This is a genomic window from Spirosoma flavum (assembly GCF_042686045.1).
GTDB classification, from domain to species: Bacteria; Bacteroidota; Bacteroidia; order Cytophagales; family Spirosomataceae; genus Spirosoma; species Spirosoma flavum.
The window spans coordinates 1,255,709-1,272,950 of the sequence record NZ_JBHUOM010000001.1 but is presented as its reverse complement, the minus strand read 5'-3'; the positions used below and the strand labels follow the sequence as shown (position 1 = coordinate 1,272,950).

Genomic DNA, 17,242 nt, shown 5'->3' with positions numbered 1-17,242 from the left:
ATGCGTTATAGGGTTTTGGGGGCGGTTATCTCTAAGAATTCTTTATCGTGATGATATTTCTCAACGCATTGATTGTCAAGTATCATCGTGGCTCCATTTGCCGAGGTATACTTTTGCCAGGTAGGCAGTCCTTTATGGTTTGGATTACCAGCGCGGGCAAAATTTATCCAGGACTGGCTCACTTTATCCGCCAGCGCATAAGCCTCTTTGCCACCACCCGTCATTTCTTCGCAACGGCTGATATTGTTAAAGGCAAAAGCGATTTCCATACAGTGAATCGCTTTATAATAACCATCGACGACGGGCGATTGCCAGGTGAACAAGTACATATAGACCGGCGCGGTGTTAGTAGCCGACTTCAGGTTAGAATATCTGACAGCTCCCTGTCTGAAACGGTCATCAATATCCATCAAATCAGTTGGCTTCGTATCGGCTGGGTACGCTTTCCTGACGGCGGCAATGTAGGCATCCGTCTTTTCGCCGTACTTCTTTTGCAAAAATCCTTTCACGTCTTCTGACGACCCATTCCGAAGGGCACTTAAGGATGGCACAAACTCATTTTTCGTAGACCCGATCAGCAAGGGTACGTTGGCTGAAATAGCAAGCGCTTCCGGACTCGATGGTTGATAAGGCAGAAAACTTCCATCCAGCGTTGGGCTCCAGCCTCCTCCGGCCATAGGTTTACCTTCAGTGGTGAGTTGAGCCCGCACTTTTTGTAAGGCTTTTGTCCCGGCAGCCGCTAGTTTTTCGTACGAAATCTTTTGGATTTCAGCGATTTGGGCTGTTTGCAGACCCAACTCATCCAAAACGGCAGCAGCAACCCGCTTTGTTATTGCTTTATCCTGAAAACTGCCGACCACACCGCTTTCGGCAATTGCCTTATGGAATAGCCCTTTTGCCGATGGCGTATTCATCAACGTAACGACCTTTCCGCCCCCACCCGACTGACCAAAAATGGTAACGTTGTTCGGATCGCCACCGAAGCTGGCAATATTCTCTTTTACCCATTGTAAGGCCGACACCAAATCCATCATGCCAACGTTGGCCGATGATTTATACTTTTCGCCGTATTCAGATAAGTCCAGGAAGCCTAAGATATTCAGGCGGTGATTGACCGAAACCACCACAACGTCGCCTTTTTTGCTGAGATTTTCGCCATCATACGAAGGCAGTTCCTGCGACGATCCAGCCGAGTAACCACCACCGTGGAGCCAAACCATAACTGGCCGTTTTTTGGCATCAGTACCCGACGACCAGATATTTAAGCGCAGGCAATCTTCATTCGGAAAGCCCCAATCGTGGTGATACACAAACTCCGATTCGTCGCTCACTTTAGTTGTTGGCTCCATCATGGGGCACACCGGCCCATAGGCCATCGAACTCCGAATATCTGTCCACGAATCGGGTTTCGTAGGTGCCATAAACCGTTCTGCCTGCGCATACGGAATTCCTTTATACGTATAAATTCCATTGTGAATGTAGCCCTTCACTTTACCGTATTCTGTTTGAACAACGGCATCTCTAAAACCAGCCAAAATGGGCGTAGTACCGGTAGTTTTCTGGCCTGTTACCAGCATGGGCAAGAATTGCATCGCCAACAGCGCGATGACAATTTTAGTGTTTTTCATGATCTTGAGTGAGGTTAATTAAGGTTGATTCATCACATTACCGAAAAAGCATTGGTGCATATTCGTTCAAATATTGCCGCCAGTTAATCCAGGTATGTCCACCGGAGCTTTCTTTATATTGGTATTTAATTTGGTGTTTGTCGAGCAGAGCCAGCGTTTTCTTGTTAGCATCCATCACAAAATCGTCTTTGCCAATACCAATCCAGAATAGTTTCTTGTTTTTGTTGAACGAGGGATCATTCAATGCTTTAGCATATTTGGTTTCGGCTTCATCGATAGATGCACCAAAAAATCCGGAACTGAAAACACCTACATAATCGAATAATTCAGGCCGGGTTAACGTAACGTCCAGTGTTTGAAACCCACCCATTGACAAGCCCGCTAACGCCCGATTTTCGCGATTAGGCAGAGTCCGGTACGTTTTCTCCACATACGGCATAACGTCCTTAAGAAAATCGTTGGCAAACATCGCCCGAATATTATTCATCACCTGTGTATTGGGCATACCTGTTTGAGGTGGCATGGGCATACTACCGTTTGGCATGACCACAATCATGGGCTTAGCCTGTCCCGCAGCAATAAGATTATCGAGAATAAACCCGGCCCGGCCAATGCTGTTCCAGCCCGAATCATCATCGCCAGCGCCGTGCAGCAAATAAAACACAGGGTATTTCGTGTTCCCTTTCTCGTAACCCGGTGGCGTATACACGTGCATCCGGCGCATCATATTCAGCGAACTCGACGAATACCATACGTCCCGTACTTCGCCGTGTGGCACGGTTTTGTTATCCTCGAAAGCGGTTTCGGCACCCGGCACAACCATCACATTTTCAAGACTACTAATGCCTTGTTTAATGACCGCATTTTTTGGGTCCATCGTCCGTACCCCATCCACCATCAGCGTATAGGTATAATAATCGGGTCGGAGCGGGCCAGTCGTCGTTGACCAAACTCCCTGATCATTTTTGGTAAGGCTAATCGGTTTATTAGTAGGGTTAAAGTCACCGCCTACTGTTACTTCACTGGCTTTGGGGGCATAGATCTGAATGGAGACTCGTTTGTCGTCCATTACCTTCGGCGACTTTAGCGTATCGTTGGGCGTGGGTGTACGCTGGGGCATTTGGGCCATCGCTCCCGATGTGATCAATGATAGACAAAGGGCTGGTACAAAGCCACGTACACTGATTGACGTTTTCATAAATGGAAACTGGTTTTTAGGGATTTAGGGATTCGGTTCACTTACTTCCGCCAGAGGTTAGGCAACAACTTATAATAGAGTAAGTGACGCCAGGTTCCCCAGTCGTGCGCTCCTTCACCCCCGACGTAGTAGTCATGCTTAATGTTATGTTTTTGCAGGGCTTCATGAAGTGCAACAGCCCGTTTGCCTATCGTTTCCACTTCGCCAGTGCCCTGCCCTACCAAAAGATAATCGACTTTCTGGTTAGCGGCAGGGTCATTCAAGAAGGCGGCACTTACCGTCTCCGTTTCCAGATCGCCCGCACTCAGGATACCGAACGAGCTAAACATGTCCAAGTTCTTGAGTCCTACTAATTGCGTGTGCCGCCCACCCATTGACAGTCCAGACAACGCGCGACCTTTCCGGTCGGTGCGGGTGCTGTAGTTCTTGTCTACAAAGGGCACAATCTGTTTTTTCAACTCGTCTTCCAGCAATGTAAACGTCTTTTCGGTATGTTTTGGATCGCTTCGGTGAATCACCTGATTGTTGGGCATGGCAATGAGCATCGGCACCATCTTCCCTTCGGCAATAAGGTTATCGGCGATGAAATTGGCCCGACCGTCGAGTACCCATCCCGAAGCCAGTTCGCCACTACCACCCATCAAATACAGGACAGGGTATTTCTTTTTGGCCGTATAGCCAGGGGGCGTGTAGACGAATATTTCCCGCTCACCATTAAGCACATCTGAATGGTAAATGTGGCGGGTCACAGCACCATGCGGCACGGCTTTGGCATCGTAATAAGCCGGTCCATCGCCCTGAATAACTAGATTACTATAGCCCGGTTGGTCGGCAAAACCAGTTAGAGTATTGTTAGGATCAGCTACCATCACGCCGTCGATGATCAACTTGTAAACGTAAATATCCGGCTTGATTGGTCCTACCGTCAACGTCCAAAGCCCATCATTATCCTTCTGAAACGGAATTGGATCTTTCGCCTTCAACGCCAGCAACAACGGCCCGCCAGCCAGCATAACTTGCTTAGCGTCGGGTGCCTTAAGCCGGAATATAGCCGTATGGTCATCACGAACTTCCGGTGAAATAACACTGGCTCCAAAGGGCACTAGGTTCTGCGTATTTTTCTGGGGATTCCAGTCCAGGTTGACATTGGCCTGTTGAGCGCTTAGCCAATGATTACCTGATAGCAGCAGGGCTATGAATAGGCCGCTAATTCGATTTTTAGTCATCCGTTTACCTTTGCGTCAAAAGTACATAAAGTTATTACCCCTTGATCTTACAGACTAATTTTTCTGTAATTTTTTTAGGAATAGCTATCACGATTTGATGGCAGCAGACGAAACAGAGAGCCATCACCTCCGCGCAAAAACGACGCATGATTCGGCTTTATATACGTTTTCAGGATATATTCCAAGACGGGAAAAGCAACTGAGAGATAGAAGTTACTAATGACAATTTTTTCCGGATTACCTTGACAACAGCGTATGTCAAAATCCTTTCGTTAGCAATAAGTCATGAGTGGCAATTTCATTAGTGACTTGGCGATGGGTAACATATAATTTGGCTCAAGCGAGACTTTCAACTTCACAAGAGGGTATGAAATCACGAATATATGCTCTTCCCACTATTGACTTGATGAGCCGGTTTGACGGGATGCAGACTCACGTAGTTTCCTAATCCAACCGCGTGATGAATATCTCGACCGAGTAGTTATTGGAAATTTATTTTTTATTCGGGCTATGTCGTGGTATCGGGTATGAGATGGTGCCGCAACGGAAGACAATCGGCCACCCCGTTCGGTATCAATACATATTAATTTGTATGACTAAAATCTGTTGCTTCGGTGAGTTATTATTACGCTTTTCCCCCATTGCCGATGGCGAATGGATTCGGCAGGCATCTATGCCCGTATTTGTTGGAGGAGCCGAATTAAATGTTGCTACGGCCTTAGCGAACTGGGGCGTCCCGGTCAGATACAGCACAGTTCTCCCCATAAACACTCTGGCTGACGATATTACGGCCTATATAGATAGCAAAGGCATTGATTCATCTGGTATCGTTCGATTTGGGCAACGCATCGGCAGTTACTACTTACCGCAGGGAACCGACCTCAAAAATGCGGGCGTAATATACGATCGGGACTATTCGGCCTTTTCAGAATTAACCGTTAATAAAGTTGACTGGGACGAAATGCTCAAAGACACCTCCTGGTTACACGTTAGCGCCATCAGTCCGGCCCTGAGTGCCAATGTTACCGGGGCCTGCCGGGAGTTGATGGCCACGGCATCGGCCAAGGGTATCACTATTTCAATGGACCTGAATCATCGGGCGAGACTCTGGCAATATGGAGTAGACCCAACTGACATTATGCCCGATTTGGTAGATTATTGCGATGTGGTGATGGGTAATATATGGGCGGCTAATGCGCTATTAGCGATTCCGGTTGATGAGCATATTCATAGAAAAGGGCAACAATCTGATTACGTAGCCCACGCCCGCGCTACGTCGGAGGCAATTCAGGAGCGGTTTCCGCGCTGTAAAGTAGTTGCCAATACATTCCGATTCGATACACCCTCAGCGGGGCTTCGTTATTACACGACCCTGTTTGTAAATGGTCAGCAATATGTATCACCCGAATTACTGACCGACGCTGTCGTTGACCGGGTCGGCAGTGGCGATTGCTTTATGGCTGGTCTGATTTACGGGCTTTACCATCAGCATTCACCTCAGGAAATAGTTAATTTCGCGGCAGAAGCCGCCTTCGGTAAATTGCAGGAGTTGGGCGATGCCACCAACCAAACAGTTACCGATATAACAGGACGCATGTATACGTTATCATCTCTATCTTAAGCTTATTATGTCTGCCTTCACACCCGATACGATCCTTAGTCTGGTTACCAACCACCCGATTGTACCCGTTTTTTATCATCCCGACAGTGCCCATGCGCAAACGATTGTTCAGGCGTGCTACGATGGTGGTTTACGGGCATTTGAGTTTACAAACCGGGGCGATATGGCCTTTCCTGTTTTTGCTAACTTAGTTCGTTACGTGCGGGAAAACTGCCCCGACATGGCAATGGGCATCGGCACGATACTAACACCTGCCGATGCTGAACGATTTCTGGATGCCGGGGCCGACTTTGTGGTGCAGCCCATTACAACAGCCGCCGTGGGAGACGTTTGCCGGGCACGGGGCGTATCGTGGGTTCCGGCGGGTTCAACGCTGAACGAAATTTATCAGGCAACGCAATTAGGAGCCGATTTGGTGAAAGTGTTTCCGGGAAATGTCGTAGGGCCAGATTTTATTAAGGCTATTAAAGGACCGATGCCCGGCTTAAAACTCATGGTAACGGGTGGTGTTGAACCCACCATCGACAGCCTGTCTGCCTGGTTCCGCGCGGGTGTTACGGCAGTGGGCATTGGCTCACAATTATTTTCCGGTCAAAGTACTTCGCCCGATGCGTTGCGCGACCGAGTAGCCGTGTTGGTCAAGCTTGTGGCCTCTTTTATTCCTAAACCCGCATGAACAAGCCCCTTGGCAATTACCGCTGGACCATCGTAGCACTGCTCTTCTTTGCTACGACGATCAACTACCTCGACCGGCAAGTAGTCGGCTTACTGAAGCCGACTCTTGAAAAAGAATTTAACTGGTCGGAGTTAGATTATAGCCGCATTGTGCAGGTTTTTTCAGCGGCTTACGCGGTTGGTTTGCTCGTTTTTGGCCGTTTCATCGACCGCATCGGCACCAAAATGGGCTACACCATCGCCATTATTTTTTGGAGTGTAGCCGCTATGTGCCACGCACTGGCAACCAGCACGTTTGGCTTTATTATGGCTCGGATTGGCCTGGGATTAGGCGAGGCTGGCAACTTTCCGGCAGCTATCAAAACAGTGGCCGAGTGGTTTCCAAAAAAGGAACGAGCGCTGGCAACGGGTATTTTTAACTCAGGAGCCAATATTGGTGCGGTGGTTGCGCCTATTCTGGTACCCTGGATTCTGGGGGCTTATGGCTGGCAGATGGCCTTTATCATAACCGGTGCAGTCGGGTTTATTTGGTTAATATTCTGGTACATTAGCTACGAAATACCAGCGAAACAGGCTAAACTGTCAAAGGCTGAGTTCGACTATATTCACAGCGATAACGAAACTACCCCCGATGAAGTCGCCGACCACGGCCAGCCGGTGTCCTGGCGAAAACTGCTGAGTGTCCGCCAGACCTGGGCGTTCGTTTTTGGCAAAATGCTCACCGATCCCATTTGGTGGTTTTTCCTCTTCTGGCTGCAAGATTATTTCTCAACTACCTTCCACCTCGATACCAAGAAGCCTAACCTTTATCTGGCAGTTCTCTACACGCTGGTCAGTATTGGCAGCATTGGCGGAGGCTATCTATCATCGTGGCTAATTGGTCGGGGCTGGAGTGTGTGGAAAGCCCGCAAAACGGCCATGTTCATCTTCGCCCTGCTGGTTATTCCGGTTATAGCCGTGCGCTTCGGACCGGGCATTTGGACAGCAGTAGCCCTGATTGGTCTGGCAGGTGCCGCCCACCAGGCTTGGAGTGCTAACATTTTTACGACAGCGTCTGATATGTTCCCAAAACGTGCCGTCAGCTCAGTGGTGGGCATCGGCAGCATGGCCGGGTCAGTTGGCGGCATTATTTTCCCCGAAATAGTAGGCCGTATTCTGGATAGTTACAAACAGGCCGGGAATGTTCAGGGGGGTTATAGCATCATCTTTCTAATGTGCGGCTCGGCTTACCTGCTTGCCTGGCTGGTTATGCATCTACTCGCACCAACGATGCAACCAGTCAATCTGGAAACCCGTGAGTCGGAGCCGGTGACCTGATGGATAAATCTCTATATCATAGTCAATTCGTTGTAACGTTCAGGAACGTTTAAAAAATGATCCACTATACTCATCCAAATCGAATACTCGTTGCTTTAGACTGTATCATCTTCGGCTTCGATGGCGAAGAACTTAAACTGTTGCTCATCAAACGCAACTTCGAACCAGAACGTGGGCAATGGTCGCTAATGGGTGGTTTCCTGAAAGAGCAGGAAGACCTCGAAGCGGCCTCACAGCGCATTTTGTACGACTTGACGGGCCTGACGAATACATACCTCGAACAGTTGCAGACGTTTGGGGCCGTAACCCGCGACCCGGTCGAGCGGACAATCTCTGTTGTGTATTACGCATTGGTCAATATTCAGGATCAGGACGTTAACGCCATTAAAGCGCATAACGCGTATTGGATTGGGTTGAACGAAATGCCAAACCTGATTTTCGACCATAATGCGATGGTAGAACAGGCCTTGCATCGGTTACGCTACAAGGCCGCCCTGCATGCCATCGGCTTTGAACTTATGCCGGAAAAGTTTACGATTCCACAACTTCAAAAAGTCTACGAAGCGATTTATACGAAGCAACTCGACCGGCGTAATTTCAGCCGGAAAATTCTCTCGACAGACCTGCTAATTGGTACGGGTGAGAAGGATACTATCTCTGTTACTAAAAAAGGGCAATTATATCGGTTGAACGCGGATAAATACCAGCAGTATCTTACGGACTACGTTAGCTTTTTTCCTGAACTGACCTTATCATAACCCATTTCTAATTTAACTTCAACTCTATAAAATCCGTAAGATCTTATAGAGTTAGAAAAATAATTACGTTTTCTCATGGAAATAGCCTAATAATGCAGTAGTATTGTGTCAGCTATACACTATTCTCAAAACCGTCCTTTTCTACTATTTCGAATGATTGCTTAATCAATATCATTCAGCACTGTGAATCAATCCACAACATGAGTAATTCCTATGTTATCGGCGTTGACTTTGGCAGCGACTCGGTTAGAGCGCTAGTCGTCAATGCCCAAACCGGACAAACGGTCGGCACACACGTTCATGAATATGTCCGCTGGAAACAGGGCCTCTATTGTGATCCTGCCACCTCGCAGTTTCGGCAACACCCGCTCGATTACCTCGAAGGGCTGGAAGAGACGATTAACGGAGCGTTGTCGCAGGCTCCCAACACTGTTCGGCAACAAATTGTGGGAATTTCGATTGATACCACCGGCTCAACACCCGGCCCGGTAGACGAAACAGGCCTTCCGCTGGCTCTACGTCCTGATTTTTCCGAGAATCCGAATGGTATGTTTATTCTCTGGAAAGACCATACCGCCAATGCTGAAGCCGAAGAAATCAACAATCTGGCTCACCATTGGGATACCGATTACACCAAATATGTTGGCGGCATTTATTCATCAGAGTGGTTCTGGGCCAAGATGTTGCGAACGTTGCGGGTAGATAAAGCGGTTCGCCAACATGCTTTCTCATGGGTTGAACACTGCGACTGGATATCGGCGGTGCTCACCGGAAATACGAATCCGTTGACACTCCGGCGATCACGTTGCGCGGCTGGCCACAAAGCACTCTGGCACAGCGAGTTTGACGGACTACCTTCCGATGAGTTCCTGACCAAACTCGACCCGCTACTTAGTGGCCAGCGAGATCGGCTGTTCACGGATACCTACACTGCCGACCAGCCAATGGGCAATCTTTCGGCAGAATGGGCGGATAAATTAGGGCTTTCAACTGATGTAATCATTGGTGTAGGCGCGTTTGATGCGCACATGGGTGCTATAGGAGCCGAAATTGAACCCTACGCCTTTGTCCGAATTATTGGTACATCGACCTGTGACATTTTAATGGCTCCGAACGACGAAATTGGCCACCGACTTATCCGGGGAATTTGCGGACAGGTAGACGGTTCTGTCGTACCGGGGATGCTCGGTTTGGAGGCCGGTCAGTCAGCATTCGGTGACCTTTACGCCTGGTTCGCTCAGCTGATAACGGGACCTGTACGCGAACTTTTGGGCGATGAAGCCGCCAATACCATGAGCCGACAACTCATTCCACATTTGTCCGCGCAGGCGGCAAAACTACCGATTACGGCAACTGACCTTATTGCCCTCGACTGGATCAATGGTCGCCGGACGCCCGATGCCAACCATACACTCAAGGCAGCTGTAGCGGGGCTAAATCTTGGCACTGATGCGGCCAAAATTTTTAAAGCACTCGTAGAAGCAACAGCCTTCGGCTCGCGCAGTATCGTGGACCGATTTATAGAGGAAGGTGTTCCGATCAAAAAAGTGATTGCGATTGGTGGGGTGGCAAAAAAGTCACCGTTTGTCATGCAAACCCTTGCCGATGTCCTGAACAAACCCATTCAGGTGGCCAGCGCTGACCAAGCCTGTGCGCTGGGCGCGGCCATGTGTGCGGCTGTAGCGGCTGGCGTACACCCCACAATGGCAGCCGCGCAACAGGCGATGGGTTCCGGCTTCGATGCCGAGTATCATCCCCGATCAGAACATGTAGCCACCTACGAAACATTGTATCAGAAATACCTGACGTTAGGCGCGTTTATAGAGAATAATTAGCCTTCAACACCCCAAAAACCAGAGACTATTTGGGGCAACTTACTGACCATAACACAATGCTTAATCTAAAACAATTTGAAATCTGGTTCGTCACCGGAAGTCAGCATTTATACGGCGAAGAAACGCTGCGGCAGGTAGCCGAGCATTCACAAATCATTGCCCAATCGTTCGATCAGGCACCGGCCATTCCCGTGCGGGTTATTTTCAAGCCGGTTGTAAAAACGCCGGATGAGATTTATGCAATCTGTCAGGAAGCTAATGTGGCACCTAATTGTGTGGGGATTGTCACCTGGATGCACACGTTCTCGCCCGCCAAGATGTGGATTCGGGGCTTGACTGTCCTAAAAAAACCATTACTTCATCTCCATACTCAGTTCAACCGGGATATTCCCTGGAGTACGATTGACATGGATTTTATGAACCTGAACCAGTCGGCGCACGGCGACCGGGAGTTTGGTTTCATCATGTCGCGGATGCGTTTAAACCGTAAAATCGTTGTCGGGTACTGGCAGCAGGAAGACGTTATTGCTCAACTTGCCAACTGGAGCCGGGTTTCGGTAGCCGCTCACGAACTAAAGACCATGAAAGTGGTTCGGTTTGGCGACAATATGCGACAGGTAGCCGTAACCGATGGCGATAAGGTAGCGGCTGAAATGACGTTCGGGATGTCGGTGAACACGCACGGAATCGGTGATTTGGTGGCCGTAATCAATCAAGTGACGGATGCTGACATTGATTTGTTGGTGGCCGAATACGCCGACAGTTATACGCTGATGAACTCGCTTCTACGCGGTGGGGCACAACATAGTTCGCTTCGTGATGCAGCCAAAATTGAGATTGGCCTTCGGGCTTTTCTGGAAGATGGCAATTTCAGCGCGTACACCGATACGTTCGAAGACTTACACGGCATGACGCAGTTACCGGGAATCGCGTCGCAACGGCTGATGGCTGAAGGCTATGGTTTTGGTGGCGAAGGCGACTGGAAAACATCGGCAATGGTACGCACACTGAAAGTAATGGCGGCTGGTCTGAAAGGCGGCAATTCGTTCATGGAAGATTATACGTACCATTTCGACCCTGCCAACCCACTCGTACTCGGATCGCATATGCTCGAAATTTGTCCGTCCATTGCGAATGATAAACCGTCCTGCGAGATTCATCCGTTGGGTATTGGCGGCAAGGCCGATCCTGTTCGGTTGGTATTTAATGCGCCAGCAGGCCCGGCAATCAATGTCTCTCTCATTGATATGGGCAACCGATTCCGTTTGCTGGTCAACGAAGTTGAGGCCGTAGCCATACCCGAAGCGCTGCCGAAACTACCTGTGGCTCGTGTTCTATGGAAACCTCTGCCTGACATGCAAACTGGCTGTGCCGCCTGGATTTTGGCCGGTGGCGCACACCATACCGTCTACAGCCAAAACTTAACAACGGACCATATTGAAGACTTCGCCGATATTTTCGGTGTCGAACTGGTCGTCATTGACCGTAACACAAACCTTCGCCAGTTGAAAAACGAACTGCGGTGGAGCGAGGTGTATTATAAATAAGACTATCCTTTTATGCACAGTCTACGTTCTCACAGACTGTGCATAAAAGGACACAGACCAAAATCAGCGCAGCCAATATTTTCTTATGAAAAAATCACTATTTACCCTTGCTTTTGCCTATCTGAGCCTACTAGCGTCGGCGCAGAATAAAGTGACAATCAATGCCGATGAAGGCAAACATATAATTAGTCGCCACATCTATGGCCATTTCGCCGAGCACTTGGGCCGGAGTATTTACGACGGGTTCTATGTGGGTGAAAACAACCAAAAAATCCCCAATAAAAACGGCGTCCGGCTTGATGTTGTTAGTGCGCTTAAAAAACTGAAAATCCCTAATCTACGCTGGCCAGGTGGCTGCTTCGCCGACACCTACCACTGGAAAGACGGTATTGGACCAAAGGGAAAACGGCCTAAAATTGTCAATACCTGGTGGGGCGGTGTTACAGAAGACAATAGTTTTGGTACGCACGACTTTCTGAATATGTGCGAACTGCTGGGCACAGAACCGTATTTGGCAGGCAACGTCGGTAGTGGTACGGTGCAGGATTTATCTGAATGGGTGCAGTACGTCAACTTTGAGAAAGACAGCCCAATGTCGAAACAACGCCAGCAAAACGGTCGTCAGATCCCCTGGAATGTGCGCTACTGGGGTGTTGGCAACGAAGCGTGGGGGTGCGGGGGCAATATGAAACCAGATTACTACGCCAACATTTATCGCCAGTACAGCACGTTCATGAACAACAAAGTTGGTAAAGAGAAGATTTTTCGGATTGCGTCGGGGGCCAGTGATAACGACTACAACTGGACCGAGACGCTCATGAAAAATATCCCCAGCTCGATGATGGAGGGACTGGCAATGCACCATTACTCGGTACTGTCGTGGGGCGAAGGCAAAAAAGGGTCGGCCACTCAATTTACCGATCAGGAGTATTTCAAAACGATGCAACAAGCATTGTTGATGGACGAACTGATCGAGAAGCATTCGGCCGTCATGGATAAGTATGATCCGGAGAAAAAAATAGCCCTTATCGTTGATGAATGGGGTGGTTGGTACAACGTTGAACCGGGCACAAATCCGGGCTTTTTATATCAACAAAATACCATGCGTGATGCGGTATTAGCCGGGGCAACACTCAATATTTTCCACAAACACGCCGAACGTGTGCGTATGGCCAATCTGGCGCAGGCAATTAATGTTCTGCAAGCGGTGATTCTGACCAAAGGCGACAAAATACTGCTGACACCAACGTATCACGTACTGGAAATGTACAACGTTCACCAGGATGCGACAATGCTCCCGGTTAGTGTAAAGTCAGACGATTTCACGTTGGAAAAAGAAAAACTACCCGCCGTATCGGTCTCGGCTTCCCGCGATAAAGCAGGTAAAGTTCACGTGTCGCTGGTTAATATTGACCCCAACAAGCCACAGGAAATTTCAGTAAATTTGAAAGGGATGAAAGCTTCGAGTGTAACGGGACGTATCCTGACATCAGCCAAGGTACGCGATTACAACACGTTTGAAAATCTGACTAAAATCAAACCGGTGACCTTTACTGGTGCCAAACTCAACGGCGATAATCTAACCGTCACGCTACCGCCTGTCTCGGTGGTGGTACTTCAATTATAAAAGTGGACTGAACGATAGTGGTTTGTGCGGAACAGACCGAGGATTCACTAATTCGCTTATTTAGTTATGTATAGGATCTTAAAAGAGGAATGCTACGAGGCCAATATGCAACTTCCAAAGCTGGGGTTGGTGCTGTTCACCTTCGGCAATGTGAGCGCGGTTGATCGTGATCGTGGGGTGTTTGCCATTAAGCCGAGCGGGGTGCCTTACGAGAAACTGACAGCTGAGGACATCGTGATTTGCGATTACGACGCCCGCGTGATAGAAGGCAACTTACGGCCATCGTCTGACACTAAAACTCATGCATTGCTGTACAAAACCTGGGATACTATCGGCGGTATTGCGCATACACACAGTACCTACGCGGTTGCGTGGGCACAGGCAGGTCTGGACATTCCAATTTTCGGGACGACCCACGCCGATCATACACACCAGGATATTCCCTGCGCACCAGCGTTAACCGACGAGATGATTCAGGGTGATTATGAACACGAAACCGGCCACCAGATTTTCAATTGTTTCACCGAGAAAGGGTTAGTGTACAGCGAAATGGAAATGGTACTCTTGCAGAATCATGGACCCTTTACGTGGGGGAAAACCGCTGAGAAGGCTGTTTATAACTCCGCCGTTTTAGAAGAACTGGCCCACATGGCTTACCTGACGCTCCAGATTAACCCCAATACGCCCCGCATTAAGGACACATTACGATTGAAACACTACGAGCGGAAACATGGTAAAAACGCCTACTACGGACAGGGGTGCTAAATTCATTACTGGTCATCTATAGTATTAATGACCAGTAATGCCCTTTACGAGTTACCGATAACCCTTTCTAAATTCATTACTAGTTTATGACGTTTCTGCCCCAACTCCTATCGCTGGCTCTGCTCACGGGCTGCTTAACCATGACTTCCTGTACTTCCAAAAAAGAAAAAGAATCCGACGAGCAAAAGCCAGGTATCGAAAAAGCGGTGTTCGGCCAACTTCCGGACGGCCAAACAGCTGACCTCTACACACTACGGAACGCGTCGGGCATGACGGCTCAAATTACGAACTACGGTGGTGTTATCGTGACGCTGAAAACAGCCGATAAAGCCGGTAAATTTGAAGATGTTACCCTGGGATTGGACTCGTTATCAACGTACGCAAAAAATAGTACGTTTTTTGGGGCATTAGTCGGGCGATTTGGCAACCGTATTGCTAAAGGGAAATTTACGCTCGATGGCAAGGCTTATACTTTGTTCGTCAACAATATGGGTAATCACCTACATGGCGGCAAGGTAGGATTTGACAAAGTACTCTGGACCGCCACACCCGTTGATGGCGACGAACCGGCACTAAAACTAGCTAATACCTCGAAAGACGGTGAAGAAGGGTATCCCGGCAATCTATCGGTGGAGGTAACGTACACGTTGCAGAAAGACAACGCGATCAAGATTGAGTATAAAGCGACAACCGATAAACCGACCGTTTTAAACTTGACCAATCACACGTATTTCAACCTAACGGGTGGAGTCAAACGCGACATTCTCGAGCATGTTGTGACGCTCAATGCCGACAAGTTTTTACCGGTAGACAAAACGCTGATTCCAACTGGCGAACTAAAATCAGTAGTTGGTACGCCTTTCGATTTCATCAAACCAGCGGTGGTTGGTGCCCGCATCAATGACTCGACGGATACACAGATTAAATACGGAAAAGGGTACGATCATGCCTGGATAATCAACGGCCCTGCTGACTCACTAAAACTGGCCGCTACCGTCTACGAACCTACCAGCGGTCGTGTAATGGAAGTACGCACCACCGAACCCGCCGTACAATTCTACACGGGCAATTTCCTGAATGGCAAGCTAGTTGGTCGAGAGGGAATAGCCTACAAAAAACGGTATGCCATCTGTCTGGAAACAGAACATTATCCTGATGCACCGAATCAACCGGCCTTTCCAACAACTGTACTGCGACCCGGACAGACCTATAAAAGCACAACGATTTACCAGTTCTCAACCAAGAAATAATACTGATTCACTCTCGATAAAAACAATAGGCCGTACTACCAATTTCGGTAGTACGGCCTATTTCGTTACCTAAATAGCTGGTCAACTGACTATATAGAAATCAATCTATCGCGGGAGATGGTACGCCATTCGCCAGTAATGGTGCCATTTTCAATGGTGTTGGCACGTTCATACAGGGCTACTGTTGGGCAAATGTGGTTCGGTATTCCGTAGAGAACATCGCCCACTTTATACGGATGGTCTTCACCGGCTTCTACCACAAGGTGTTCCTCACTCTGCCCAATTGCCCTTAACTCCGGAGCATTTAGAAAGAGAATTCGTTGGCTCAATTCGCACTCAGCGGCAACGGATTTATGACCGACATCCAGGCAAACTTTAGTGGAGTCGGGCAATGATATCACCCGCGAAACGACCAGAACGGCTGGTTGAAACGCTTGCTCACTAAGGATAGTCTGATAGCCCTTATCCCAGTAAATGAAGGTGCCGGGGCTACATTCTACGTCTGGCCGTTTGGCATGAATCGGGAACGTTGGGCTCCCGCCTACCACAATAACAGGCTGGACAAAACCACGAGCCGCAAGGGTATCCCGTAATAATTGCACCGGCCAAAAAGCGGCATCGCACTTAGCCGTCCGGATGGCTATATCCGGGTCTCTAAGGTGGCCATCATACGCGTGCAGACCCACCGGCTGAACGCCCGGCAACTGGTCAAGTTCGGCGTAAAGCGTCAGTACATCTTCGCCGGGAGCAATACCCGTTCGGTTCATACCCACGTTCAGGTCCACATAAACCGGCACTACCCGGTCTGCCGCTACAGCCAAGTCTGAAAGTTGCCGGGCGGTTGTCAGGTTATCGACTAAACACGAAAATTTAGTTGCCGGATAGGTCTTTATCAGGTCGAGAAGACGGTGCATTTTGGTCTCGTTCGGCTGATAAGCCAGTAGTACATCAGGCGCATCAATCATTGCGAGCATTTCGGCCTCAGCAATGGTTGAACACTTAAACTTATGAATACCAGCCTCCATCATCAGTCCGGTAGCCTCCCGCGATTTATTCGTTTTTACGTGCGGACGCAACCGACCCACGTTGTTAACAGCGCCCGTTAAGTAGGCAATATTCTGCTTCACACGGTCGGGATAAACCACCAGCGCGGGCGTGTCGAGTTGGGTAAGATCATCAATCCAGTACCAGGGTTTTTGCTCCATTGTTCAGATTAGTTCAAATAAGGCTTCTACTTCAACCGGAATATTGCCGGGTAGCGAGCCCATACCAACCGCCGACCGAACGCCAACGCCATTGTCGGCTCCCCAAACAGCCGCAAACAGTTCACTGCACCCGTTGATCACATAAGGATGTCGCTCAAAATCAGCGGTACAATTAACCATTCCCAGCACTTTGATAACGCGCTTCACCCGGTCAAGACTTCCTAAATTCGTTTTTATAGTCGATAAGATAGTCAGGCCCACCTGACGAGCGGCTAATTTGCCCTGCTCTATGTCCAGATCGGCTCCAACGCGACCAGTTATCAGACTTTTATCGTCCTGAACAGGGCCATGCCCCGATATGTAAAGGTACTTTCCATCAATCAGATATGGTTTGTAAACGCCCAACGGCTGTGGAGCGGGCGGTAGCGAAAGGCCGGTTTCGGCAAAGGCTTTTTCGGGTGATAAGGCGTCAGGCTGCATGGGTAATCAAAACTGTTTTAGACCAAAGGTAAACTATCTGTTTGGGTTCATCTCAAAGTCAAGGTAAGCTTGCTGGCTACCGTTCAGAATTTTGGGCAGCTCGTAGAAGA

The 17,242-nt window shown here is 48.9% G+C and carries 14 protein-coding genes; 9 read left to right on the top strand and 5 right to left on the bottom strand.

The genetic code is table 11. From position 1 onward, the window contains the following. Positions 1 to 5 precede the first annotated feature (5 nt). Genes ACFS25_RS05185 through ACFS25_RS05175 form a run of 3 tightly spaced genes read right to left on the bottom strand, consistent with a single transcriptional unit; the run spans position 6 to position 4,052 of the window. A complete protein-coding gene (locus ACFS25_RS05185) occupies positions 6 to 1,628 on the bottom strand; it encodes a carboxylesterase/lipase family protein (protein ID WP_381497346.1) in 1,623 nt (540 codons plus the stop codon). Between the two features lie 37 nt (positions 1,629 to 1,665). Beyond that, positions 1,666 to 2,826 (bottom strand): esterase, encoded by a 1,161-nt coding sequence (locus tag ACFS25_RS05180; protein ID WP_381497345.1) that lies wholly within the window; start codon positions 2,824 to 2,826, stop codon positions 1,666 to 1,668. Positions 2,827 to 2,867: 41 nt separating this feature from the next. Next, complete coding sequence (locus tag ACFS25_RS05175; RefSeq protein ID WP_381497344.1) at positions 2,868 to 4,052, bottom strand: esterase; 1,185 nt, start codon at positions 4,050 to 4,052, stop codon at positions 2,868 to 2,870. Positions 4,053 to 4,644: 592 nt separating this feature from the next. Between ACFS25_RS05175 and ACFS25_RS05170 the strand changes: the two genes are divergently transcribed. From ACFS25_RS05170 to ACFS25_RS05130, 9 genes are all read left to right on the top strand, one after another. Next, the gene (locus ACFS25_RS05170) at positions 4,645 to 5,673 is read left to right on the top strand and encodes a sugar kinase (protein ID WP_381497343.1); all 1,029 of its coding nucleotides are present in this window, start codon (positions 4,645 to 4,647) and stop codon (positions 5,671 to 5,673) included. A gap of 7 nt (positions 5,674 to 5,680) precedes the next feature. After that, positions 5,681 to 6,349 carry a beta/alpha barrel domain-containing protein gene (locus ACFS25_RS05165; protein WP_381497342.1) on the top strand — a complete coding sequence of 223 codons (669 nt, stop codon included), beginning with the start codon at positions 5,681 to 5,683 and terminating at the stop codon, positions 6,347 to 6,349. Then, on the top strand, positions 6,346 to 7,665 hold the full coding sequence (locus tag ACFS25_RS05160) for an MFS transporter (RefSeq protein WP_381497341.1): 1,320 nt from the start codon (positions 6,346 to 6,348) through the stop codon (positions 7,663 to 7,665). The genes ACFS25_RS05165 and ACFS25_RS05160 overlap by 4 nt, the downstream gene beginning before the upstream one ends. A 56-nt stretch (positions 7,666 to 7,721) precedes the next feature. Continuing rightward, the gene (locus ACFS25_RS05155; RefSeq protein ID WP_381497340.1) at positions 7,722 to 8,423 is read left to right on the top strand and encodes an NUDIX hydrolase; all 702 of its coding nucleotides are present in this window, start codon (positions 7,722 to 7,724) and stop codon (positions 8,421 to 8,423) included. Positions 8,424 to 8,623: 200 nt separating this feature from the next. Beyond that, a complete protein-coding gene (locus ACFS25_RS05150) occupies positions 8,624 to 10,258 on the top strand; it encodes a ribulokinase (protein WP_381497339.1) in 1,635 nt (544 codons plus the stop codon). Positions 10,259 to 10,314: 56 nt separating this feature from the next. Next, positions 10,315 to 11,805 carry an L-arabinose isomerase gene (araA, locus tag ACFS25_RS05145; RefSeq protein ID WP_381497338.1) on the top strand — a complete coding sequence of 497 codons (1,491 nt, stop codon included), beginning with the start codon at positions 10,315 to 10,317 and terminating at the stop codon, positions 11,803 to 11,805. Between the two features lie 85 nt (positions 11,806 to 11,890). Beyond that, positions 11,891 to 13,432, top strand: coding sequence for an alpha-N-arabinofuranosidase (locus ACFS25_RS05140; protein ID WP_381497337.1), 1,542 nt, complete (start codon positions 11,891 to 11,893; stop codon positions 13,430 to 13,432). Positions 13,433 to 13,498: 66 nt separating this feature from the next. After that, positions 13,499 to 14,197, top strand: a complete 699-nt coding sequence (locus tag ACFS25_RS05135; RefSeq protein WP_381497336.1) for an L-ribulose-5-phosphate 4-epimerase — start codon at positions 13,499 to 13,501, stop codon at positions 14,195 to 14,197. 86 nt (positions 14,198 to 14,283) lie between these two features. Continuing rightward, positions 14,284 to 15,447, top strand: a complete 1,164-nt coding sequence (locus ACFS25_RS05130) for an aldose epimerase family protein (protein WP_381497335.1) — start codon at positions 14,284 to 14,286, stop codon at positions 15,445 to 15,447. 89 nt (positions 15,448 to 15,536) lie between these two features. On the opposite strand, the gene ACFS25_RS05125 is transcribed toward ACFS25_RS05130, so the two are convergent. Together ACFS25_RS05125 and ACFS25_RS05120 are read right to left on the bottom strand one after the other, a co-directional pair. Beyond that, complete coding sequence (locus ACFS25_RS05125; protein ID WP_381497334.1) at positions 15,537 to 16,652, bottom strand: D-TA family PLP-dependent enzyme; 1,116 nt, start codon at positions 16,650 to 16,652, stop codon at positions 15,537 to 15,539. A 3-nt stretch (positions 16,653 to 16,655) separates the two neighbouring features. Beyond that, on the bottom strand, positions 16,656 to 17,132 hold the full coding sequence (locus ACFS25_RS05120; protein WP_381497333.1) for a RidA family protein: 477 nt from the start codon (positions 17,130 to 17,132) through the stop codon (positions 16,656 to 16,658). Between the last annotated feature and the right edge of the window lie 110 nt (positions 17,133 to 17,242).